Source organism: Plasticicumulans sp. (genome assembly GCF_035331805.1).
Classification (GTDB): Bacteria; Pseudomonadota; Gammaproteobacteria; order Competibacterales; family Competibacteraceae; genus Plasticicumulans.
The window spans coordinates 1-9,827 of record NZ_DAOLKE010000122.1 but is presented as its reverse complement, the minus strand read 5'-3'; the positions used below and the strand labels follow the sequence as shown (position 1 = coordinate 9,827).

Annotated in this window: 9 protein-coding genes; 7 read left to right on the top strand and 2 right to left on the bottom strand. The window is 66.6% G+C overall.

Annotated features, from left to right (window positions below):
• Nucleotides 1–579: 579 nt before the first annotated feature.
• From PKE44_RS10275 to PKE44_RS10245, 7 genes are all read left to right on the top strand, one after another.
• Complete coding sequence (locus PKE44_RS10275) at nt 580–2,502, top strand: PrkA family serine protein kinase (protein WP_324550748.1); 1,923 nt, start codon at nt 580–582, stop codon at nt 2,500–2,502.
• Nucleotides 2,503–2,536: 34 nt separating this feature from the next.
• On the top strand, nt 2,537–3,805 hold the full coding sequence (locus tag PKE44_RS10270; protein ID WP_324550746.1) for a YeaH/YhbH family protein: 1,269 nt from the start codon (nt 2,537–2,539) through the stop codon (nt 3,803–3,805).
• Nucleotides 3,802–5,307: a SpoVR family protein gene (locus tag PKE44_RS10265; RefSeq protein WP_324550743.1), complete on the top strand. Its 1,506-nt coding sequence runs from the start codon at nt 3,802–3,804 to the stop codon at nt 5,305–5,307. The genes PKE44_RS10270 and PKE44_RS10265 overlap by 4 nt, the downstream gene beginning before the upstream one ends.
• Nucleotides 5,308–5,430: 123 nt before the next feature.
• Nucleotides 5,431–6,273: a penicillin-insensitive murein endopeptidase gene (gene mepA / locus PKE44_RS10260; RefSeq protein WP_324550741.1), complete on the top strand. Its 843-nt coding sequence runs from the start codon at nt 5,431–5,433 to the stop codon at nt 6,271–6,273.
• Nucleotides 6,273–6,650 carry a tetratricopeptide repeat protein gene (locus PKE44_RS10255; RefSeq protein ID WP_324550739.1) on the top strand — a complete coding sequence of 126 codons (378 nt, stop codon included), beginning with the start codon at nt 6,273–6,275 and terminating at the stop codon, nt 6,648–6,650. The genes mepA and PKE44_RS10255 overlap by 1 nt, the downstream gene beginning before the upstream one ends.
• A gap of 193 nt (nt 6,651–6,843) precedes the next feature.
• Nucleotides 6,844–7,302, top strand: a complete 459-nt coding sequence (locus tag PKE44_RS10250) for an arsenate reductase ArsC (RefSeq protein WP_324550736.1) — start codon at nt 6,844–6,846, stop codon at nt 7,300–7,302.
• Nucleotides 7,303–7,353: 51 nt separating this feature from the next.
• A complete protein-coding gene (locus PKE44_RS10245) occupies nt 7,354–7,794 on the top strand; it encodes a universal stress protein (protein ID WP_324550734.1) in 441 nt (146 codons plus the stop codon).
• Between the two features lie 52 nt (nt 7,795–7,846).
• Here the strand turns inward: PKE44_RS10245 and PKE44_RS10240 are convergent, their stop codons facing one another.
• Nucleotides 7,847–8,878 carry a patatin-like phospholipase family protein gene (locus PKE44_RS10240; RefSeq protein WP_324550733.1) on the bottom strand — a complete coding sequence of 344 codons (1,032 nt, stop codon included), beginning with the start codon at nt 8,876–8,878 and terminating at the stop codon, nt 7,847–7,849.
• A 113-nt stretch (nt 8,879–8,991) separates the two neighbouring features.
• Nucleotides 8,992–9,827, bottom strand: an 836-nt coding sequence (locus PKE44_RS10235) for a hypothetical protein (protein ID WP_324550732.1), incomplete at its 5' end; no start/stop codon positions are given.

Genomic DNA, 9,827 nt, shown 5'->3' with positions numbered 1-9,827 from the left:
GGGGTCGGAGGGAAGCATGCGGACCCGCCAGTGTACGGGATTCGCGCCTGTACGAGTCCGGCATTGTCGACAGGCATCGATGCACCAGGAAGGACGGCGGCTGCAGCGCCTTGCGCCACTGCAACGCACATTCGGGACCGCTCGCGCACCATTGCGTAGCACTCTGCACCATGGCATGAACCAGATTGATGCAGTACGCCATTGCATGGCGGCTCGATTGCGGCGATGCAGCAGAACGCGCCGGGCTTGCTACAGTCGTTCACGACTGCCCCCCGACGCCGGGCGGGAGCGGCGGCATACGCTCGGCAGCATGTCGTCGCCGGCAGCGACCATGCTGCGGACGGATGACAAAACGGCTACAAGCGCTCCGAACCGCCACCCGCCGTCACGGTCCTCCCTGAGGCAGGCCCGGGACCGGAGGCAGCAGATCCGGCGCCAGGCAGCGCCAGAACCCCACACCGTCGACGGCGACCTGCACCGGTCGGCGGTCCCCCCTGCAGGAATCCCCGAAATTGGTCCGGCTATTGCTAGTTTCGGGACAGATCATCGTGCATTCCGGCGCCAGAAGAGGGTTAGGCCATGAGCATCTTCGAACGATACGCCACGCGATACGAGGAAAGCCGGGAAGAGGTGCTGAGCCTCCAGGAATACCTGGAACTCTGCCGCAGCGACCCCAGTGCCTACGCCTCCCCTGCCGAACGCCTGCTGATGGCGATCGGCGAGCCGGAACTGATCGATACGCGCCTCGACCCGCGCCTGTCGCGCATCTTCCAGAACAAGGTCATCAAGGTGTACCCGGCCTTCCGGGAGTTCTACGGCATGGAGGATTCGATCGACCAGATCGTCTCCTATCTGCGCCACTCCGCGCAGGGTCTGGAAGAACGCAAGCAGATCCTCTATCTGCTCGGCCCGGTCGGTGGCGGCAAATCCTCGCTGGCCGAGAAACTCAAGCACCTGATGGAAAAGGTGCCGTTCTATGCCATCCAGGGTTCGCCGGTCAACGAATCCCCGCTGAACCTGTTCGATCCGGATGAGGACGGCCGGATTCTCGAGGACGATTTCGGCATTCCACGCCGTTACCTGAAAGGCCTGATGAGCCCGTGGGCCGTCAAGCGCCTGAAGGAATTCAACGGCGACATCACCCGCTTCAAGGTCGTGCGCCTGCATCCGTCGATCCTGAAACAGGTCGCGGTGGCCAAGACCGAACCCGGTGACGAGAACAACCAGGACATTTCCTCGCTGGTCGGCAAGGTCGACATCCGCAAGCTCGAACATTACGCGCAGAACGATCCGGATGCGTATGCATTCTCGGGCGGCCTGTGCCTCGCGAACCAGGGCCTGCTGGAATTCGTCGAGATGTTCAAGGCACCGATCAAGGTGCTGCACCCGCTGCTGACCGCCACGCAGGAAGGCAACTACAACGGTACGGAAGGCCTGTCGGCGATTCCGTTCGACGGCATCATCCTCGCACACTCGAACGAATCCGAATGGATGGCGTTTCGCAACAACCGCAACAACGAGGCCTTCCTCGATCGCGTCTACATCGTCAAGGTCCCGTACTGCCTGCGCGTTTCCGATGAAGTGCACATCTACGAGAAACTGCTGATCAGTTCCTCGCTGTCCGAAGCCCCGTGCGCGCCCGGCACGCTGCAGATGCTGGCGCAGTTCTCGGTGCTGTCACGCCTGAAGGAACCGGAAAACTCCAGTATCTTCTCGAAGATGCGCGTCTATGACGGCGAAAACCTCAAGGACACCGACCCGAAGGCCAAGTCGATCCAGGAATACCGCGACTACGCCGGCGTCGACGAGGGCATGGCCGGCATCTCGACGCGCTTCGCGTTCAAGATCCTGTCGCAGGTGTTCAATTTCGACCACACCGAGGTTGCCGCCAATCCGGTGCATCTGCTGTACGTGCTGGAGCGCCAGATCGAACGCGAGCAGTTCCCGGCCGAGGTCGAGGAGAAATACCTGTCCTACCTGAAGGGCTGGCTGGCGCCGCGCTATGCCGAGTTCATCGGCAAGGAACTGCAGCAGGCCTATCTGGAATCGTATTCGGAATACGGCCAGAACATCTTCGACCGTTACGTGACCTACGCGGACTTCTGGATTCAGGATCAGGAATACCGCGATCCGGATACCGGCGAATCCTTCGACCGCGCCTCGCTGAACAGCGAACTCGAAAAGATCGAGAAGCCGGCCGGCATCTCCAACCCGAAGGACTTCCGCAACGAGATCGTCAACTTCGTGCTGCGTGCCCGTGCCGCCAACAACGGCCGCAACCCGGTCTGGACCAGTTATGAAAAACTGCGCGCCGTGATCGAGAAGAAGATGTTCTCGAACACCGAGGACCTGCTGCCGGTCATCAGTTTCAACGCCAAGTCGTCCGCCGACGAGCAGAAGAAGCATGAGGACTTCGTCAACCGCATGACCCAGAAGGGCTACACCGCCAAGCAGGTGCGTCTGCTTTCCGAGTGGTACCTGCGCGTGCGAAAGTCGTCCTGACGCCTGTCGCCCCTGCCCCGCGAGGAATGCTTCCATGTCCCATCTCGTCGATCGGCGGCTCAACGGCAAGAATCGCAGCGCCGTCAACCGGCAGCGCTTCCTGCGCCGCTTCAAGGATCAGCTCAAGCGCGCCGTGGCCGACGCCATGGCGGGTCGCTCGATCAAGGACGTGGACAGCGGCGAGAAGGTCAGCATCCCGACCCGCGACCTGTCGGAGCCGGTGTTCAGCCACGGCTCCGGCGGTCGCCGGGAGACGATCCACCCCGGCAACAAGGAGTTCTCGACCGGCGACCGCGTCAAGCGGCCGCAGGGCGGTGGCGGGGCCGGCGGCGGCGGCAAGCAGGCCAGCAAGGACGGCGAGGGCGAGGATGACTTCGTCTTCGAACTGTCGCGTGACGAGTTCCTCGACCTGTTCTTCGAGGATCTCGCGCTGCCGGAGCTGATCAAGACCCAGCTCGCGAAGATTCCGGAATGGAAGAACATCCGCGCCGGCTACACGACCGCCGGCGTGCCGAGCAACATCAACGTCGTGCGCTCGCTCAAGGGTGCGCTGGCGCGGCGCACCGCGATCGGCGCGCCGCACCGCACGCGGCTGCGCGAACTCGAACAGGAACTCGAAGAAATCCTCGCCAGCGAGGGCGAAGGTTCGCCGGAGGCCGAACGCCTGCGCGAGGAAATCCGTCACCTGCGCTTCCGCATCGAAGCCATTCCGTTCATCGACACCTTCGACCTGCGTTACAACAACCGCATCCGCCAGCCGAAACCGACGACGCAGGCGGTGATGTTCTGCATCATGGACGTGTCCGGCTCGATGGATCAGGAACGCAAGGATCTGGCCAAGCGTTTCTTCACGCTGCTGTATCTGTTCCTGACCCGCAATTACGAACGCATCGAGGTGGTGTTCATCCGCCACCATACGGTCGCCAAGGAAGTCGACGAGCAGGAGTTCTTCTATTCCCGTGAAACCGGCGGCACCGTGGTGTCCTCGGCGCTGTCGCTGATGGCGGACATCGTTTCGGAGCGTTATTCGCCGGGCGCGTGGAACATCTACGCGGCCCAGGCTTCGGACGGCGACAACTGGCAGGATGACTCGCCGCAGTGCCGGGAAATCCTCAGCGCGCGGATCATGCCGTTCGTGCAGTATTTTGCCTACGTCGAGATCACACCCGACCGGCATCAGAGCCTGTGGGAGGAGTACCAGAAGCTCCAGACCACCCACAAGCAGTTCGCGATGCAGGAAATCGGCGGAGCCGAAGACATCTATCCGGTATTCCGGGAACTGTTCAAGAGGCGCATGGCATGAGTGGCAAACGGCTGATTTCCGAAGGCTCGGAGTGGACATTTCCACTGCTCGAAACCTATGACCGCGAAATCGCGCGCATCGCCAGCGAGCAGTTCCGGCTCGACACCTTCCGCAACCAGATCGAGGTGATCACCGCCGAGCAGATGATGGATGCCTATTCCTCGGTCGGCATGCCGATCGGCTACCATCACTGGTCGTTCGGCAAGCAGTTCGTCGCCACCGAAAAGCATTACCGGCGCGGTCAGATGGGCCTGGCCTACGAGATCGTCATCAACTCCGATCCGTGCATTGCCTACCTGATGGAAGAGAACACGATGACCATGCAGGCGCTGGTCATCGCGCATGCCTGCTACGGTCACAACTCCTTCTTCAAGGGCAATTACCTGTTCCGGGCCTGGACCAGTGCCGATTCGATCATCGATTACCTGGTGTTCGCGCGCAATTACATCACCCGCTGCGAGGAGCGCTACGGCATCGAGACGGTCGAGGAACTGCTCGACTCCTGCCACGCGCTGATGAACCACGGCGTCGACCGCTACAAGCGTCCGGCACCGCTGTCGATGGCCAAGGAACAGCAGCGCCAGCGCGAGCGCGAGGAATACCTGCAGCTGCAGGTCAACGACCTCTGGCGCACGGTGCCGGTGCGCGCCGGTGCGGCGGTGGTCGAGGAAAGCGCGCGCTTCCCCGAGGAACCGCAGGAGAACCTGCTGTATTTCATCGAGAAACACGCGCCGCTGCTCGAACCCTGGCAGCGCGAGATCGTGCGCATCGTGCGCAAGATCGGCCAGTATTTCTATCCGCAGCGCCAGACCCAGGTCATGAACGAGGGCTGGGCGACCTTCTGGCATTACACGCTGCTGAACCGGCTGTATGAAGAAGGCCGGGTCAGTGACGGCTTCATGATCGAATTCCTGCAGTCGCACACGAATGTCGTGTTCCAGCCGGAATTCGATTCGCCGTATTACAGCGGCATCAATCCGTACGCGCTCGGCTTCGCGATGATGAGTGACCTGCGCCGCATCTGCGAAAACCCGACGCCCGAGGACCGGCGCTGGTTCCCGGAAATCGCCGGCGGCGACTGGCTGAAGGTGCTCGACTTCGCGATGCGCAACTTCAAGGACGAGAGCTTCATCGCCCAGTACCTGTCGCCGAAGCTGATCCGTGACTTCAAGCTGTTCGCGGTGCTCGACGACGACAAGGCCGACACGCTGGAGATCACCGCGATCCACGACGATGACGGCTACCGCAAGGTGCGCCAGTCGCTGTCGGACCAGTACAACCTCGGCTCGCGCGAGCCGAACATCCAGGTCTGGAACGTCGACCGCCGCGGCGACCGTTCGCTGACGCTGCGCCACAGCGTCTACAACCGCCGGCCGCTGAACGCCGGGACCACGTACGAGGTGCTCAAGCACATGTTCCGGCTGTGGGGCTTCACGGTGCGGCTCGAAGCGGTCGACGAGAACGGCAAGGTCAGCCTCGTCAACGAGGTGCGCAAGCACTGAGCCGGACGCACGCCCTCCCGCCCTGCCGCCGACGCCGCGCCGAGTGCGCGGCGTCGCCTTGTTGCACCGGCGCCGATCTTCCGTAGACTCGCGCCCCGCCCCGCCGAGGACTGTCCGCCCCTCATGCTGCGTCCGCTGCTGTCGTCCCTGTTGCTCGTCCCTGCCCTCGCCGCTGCCGGCCCCTGGGGCGAAGTCCGCCTGCCGAGTGCCGAGCTGCCGCAGGTCTACGGCGGTTATGCCGCCGGCTGCATCGCCGGCGCGCAGACGCTGCCGCTGTCCGGCCCCGGCTATCAGGCGATGCGCCCGTCGCGCAACCGCTACTACGGGCATCCGGAGCTGCTGCGCTTCATCGAACAGCTCGGCTACACGGCCGAGGCCCGCCGCTTCGCGCCGGTGCTGATCGGTGATCTCGGCCAGCCGCGCGGCGGGCCGATGCTCTCGGGTCACCGCAGCCACCAGATCGGCCTCGATGTCGATGTCTGGTTCCTCGATGCGCCCGGTGGCCGCGCACCGTCCGGAGCAGCCCTCGAAAGCCTGAGCGCGCAGACGATGATCGACCCGTACGCCGGGCGCGTGCTCGCGCGCTTCGGCGCCCGCCAGCGCGCACTGCTGCGCGCGGCGGCCGACGATCCGGCGGTCGAGCGCATCTTCGTCAATCCGGTGATCAAGCAGAGCCTCTGCCGCAGCGAGGCCGATCGCGGCTGGCTGCACAAGATCCGGCCGTGGTGGGGACACGATGCGCACTTCCACGTGCGCCTGTACTGCCCGCCGGACAGCCCGCAATGCTCGGCGCAGAAGCCGATCGAACCCGGTGACGGCTGCGATGCCGGGCTCGATGCCTGGGTCGAGGAAATCCGTCAGGCCGCGCGCCGCCCGCCGCTGCCGACGCCGCCGGCACCCGAACCGGTGCTGCCGGAGGCCTGCACGGCGGTGCTGCAGGCACCGTCGGCAAGCGCGAGGCGCTGATGCGAGGCCGGTTGCATCTCGTGCTGCTCGCCGGCCTTGCCGCCGGCGGCTGCACGTCGCTGCCGGCGGGTCTGGCACCGACCTCGGCCGAGCATGCGTGCCGGGCCGTGCTGGACCCGCCCGCCGACGGCAGCGACCCGTGGTTCCGGCTCGGCAACGCGCTCGCCGAAGCCGGCGACTACGATGCCGCCGAACGCGCCTACCGCGAATCCCTGCGCCGCCGGCCTGATCCGCGCACCCGGCACAACCTGGCCCTGGTGCAGTTGCAGCTCGGCCTCACCGGCCTGCAGGCCGCTGCCGCCGCGCTGCCGGCCGACGACCCGGCCCGGGTCGCCAGCCGCGCCTATCTGCACGAGCTGCGGCAGACCCTGCCCTGATCCGGCCCCGGGCGCGTCCGGCGGCAATCGAGGATTTGCCTGACGCCCGTCAATGCACGGTCACGCATCAGCGGCATGCTGCCGCCGTGCGCTGCCCATGGCGCACCCACCACCAGAGCACGATGTCCCGGTTCAGGGACACGCCATAACAAGCGGTCGAGGATCGACCGCAACAAGATCGAGGCAAGGATCCATGCGTCCCGTCACCGTCCTGTTCCTGGGCCGGCACAATGCTGCTCGCTCGCAGATCGCCGAGGCGCTGCTGCGCCGCTGCGGCCGTCCGCTGTTCCTCACCTGCAGCGCCGGCACCGAAACCGGCGCGCTCGACCCGCTCGCGCAGTCGGTGCTGGCCGAGATCGGCGTCGACATTTCCGGCCAGCTCGCCAAGCCGGTCGAGAACTTCCACGGCCGGCCCTTCGACTGCGTGATCACGCTCTGCCCGGAGGCCCTGGCCTATCTGCCGGAACTCCCGGGCGAGTACCGTCACATACACTGGGATTTTCCCGATCCGTCCGAAGTCACCGGCGGCGAGGTCGCGCGGCGGCGATGCATGAAGCGCATCGTCGTGCAGCTCGGCGAGCACATCCGCGAGTGGGTCGGCCAGGAACGCCGGCGCCTGGTGGCAAACGGCCACGTCGCGGCCGTCGCCTGAGGCCCGCGGACGGATCGGAAACCCCCACCGATCTGCCCGGAGGACCGTGCCATGCAGGAGTACCGCCACGTACTGTTCGCCACCGACCTGTCGCCGAAGGCCGCCGAAGTCGGCCGGCACGCGCAAGGTCTGGCCGCCCGCTACGGCGCGCGCCTGTCGTTCGTGCACGTCATCGAGGAAGTCAACGTCAGTGCCGGCTACGAGCTGATGCCGCTGCTGCCGGAGATGCCCGACGAGGCGCTGACCCGCGAATCAAAGGCCGCACTCGCCCGGCTGGCTGCCGAACTCGGCCTGCCGGAGGCCGTGCAGACGGTGCTGACCTCGGTCAGCACCAAGGCCGGCATCCTCGACACCGCCGCCGAACTCGGCGTGGACCTGATCGTGGTCGGCAGCCACGGTCGCCACGGGCTCGCGCTGCTGCTCGGCTCGACCGCCGATGCCGTGCTGCACGGCGCCCGCTGCGACGTGCTCGCCGTGCGCCTGCCGGACTGAATCACGCGGCGGGCGCGGGTGCGAACATGGATGCGGGCGCGGACGCGAGCGCTCAAAGCTCGCCGAACACGTCGGCGAGATCGATGCCGCGCCCGCGTCCAAGGGCGGCGCCGTCCGCGGCGAGCCAGGCCTCGGCCCGGCTGCGACCAGCCTCGAACAGCCGGTCGAGGAAGGCGCGATCGGCGTTGAGCTTGCTCGGCTGCGGCAGCTCGGTCAGTTCAGGGCCGGCGGCGAGCAGGTGATAGCGCCGGCGGGCCGCCGGATCGCTGTAACGCTGCCAGATCGGCGCGGCCGCGCGTTCGGCGAGGCCCTGCATTTCCTGGATGAACGTGGCGTGGAAGGCGATCTCGCTGGCGCGACCGAGGATCTCGGGCGCGGTGTGGAACGGCCCTTCGCGTTCGAGCGGCGCCAGCAGCACCAGCAGCAGGTCGTTGGCCGCGCCGCTCTCGGCCGGCACGCGCACCGGCGGATTGGCGCTGTAGCCGCCATCCCAGTACAGCTCGCCGTCGATCACGACGGCCTGATGCAACGACGGCAGGCAGGCCGAGGCCAGCACCGCGTCGATCGACAGTTCGGCATTGGTGAACAGCCGCACGGTGCCGGTACGCACGCGCGTCGCCGCCACCCACAGCCGCGGTGCGGCCGGGGCGCGCAGCCGCTCGAAGTCGATCTGCGCTTCGAGGATGTCGCGCAGCGGATTCACGTTCAGCGGATTGAACTGGTACGGCGACAGCACGCGGGTCAGCGCGATGAAGGAGCGGAAGCCCGGCGACCAGTGCAGGCTGTCGTCGCCGAGCAGCCGGTCGAGCGGACCGGGCTGGGCCGGCGTCAGGCGCGAGGCATCGGCGACCGCCGACCAGAACCGCGCCAGCGCCGCCTGTGCGCCCTGGCGCCCGCCGAGCGCCAGGCCGTGCGCGCAGACCACGGCGTTCATCGCGCCGGCGCTGGTGCCCGAGAACCCCGTGAAGCGGATCGCCGGTTCATCGAGCAGGCGATCCAGCACCCCCCAGGTGTACGCACCGTGCGCTCCGCCGCCCTGCAGGGCGGCCACGAGTTTGATGCCGACGCTGTCAAGCATGCCCATCGACTGATCTCCGCAATTCCGACCGCCTGTTGCGGCCACGATCACACTGACCGTGTCCGCGCCACGATGTTGCATCGCAACAAGCATAGACGTGGCAGCGCGGGGTATCGCGTTTACAAACGCCAGAGATACAGCGTGCGTCCGCCCGGCAACTGCAGCTGCTCATCGGCGGGCAGGTCCGGGACCGGGAATTCGAGGCTCGCGAACAGGCTGCCGGCACGCATCTCGGCACGCGCCTTCAGCCACAGCGTCAGCATCGGCTGCGGCGACAGGAAGCAGAACACCAGATCGTAGGCACCGAGATCGAGCGCCCCGAAATCGCCGTAGCGCACGAGGATGCGCGGCTCGCGCAGGCAGCGCAGCCAGGCGCAGAGCCACGGCAGCGGCGCCGATTCGATGCCCTCGATGCGCGCCTGCGGGCACTGGCGCGCCAGCCCGAGCAGCGGGCCGCCGAGTCCGCAGCCGAGATCGATGACGCGCGCATCGGCCCGCGGCAGACGCTGCGCCAGCGCCGCCCAGGCATCCGGACCGGAAAGATACAAGGGCACGCGCTGCAGCGCGCTGTTGCGAAAGATCAGGAATACCACAGCCGCGAGTGCCAGCCACAGCAGCGGCGGCAGCGCCAGCGTCAGCGCCCCCCAGGCCAGTGGCAGGAACACGATCTGGATCGGAATCCACCAGCGCGGCAGCCCGAAGCGCAGGCCGAGGGCAGCGGCCAGCAGGCCCTGCACGAACAGCAATACCCCGGCATCGACCGGCGGACGACCGAACAGCCGGATCAGGCCGACCTGCAGCGCCCAGACCGCAAACAGCGCCAGCAGCTGGGCAAGCGCGGCGAGCAGGACCGGCGGTCGCGAGGTGCTGCGACTCACGGCGTCGCCGGGCGCGCCGGCACCAGACCCGGCGGCAGCGGCGGCACGATCGAAGGCTGGCCGGCGGGGGGTGCGGC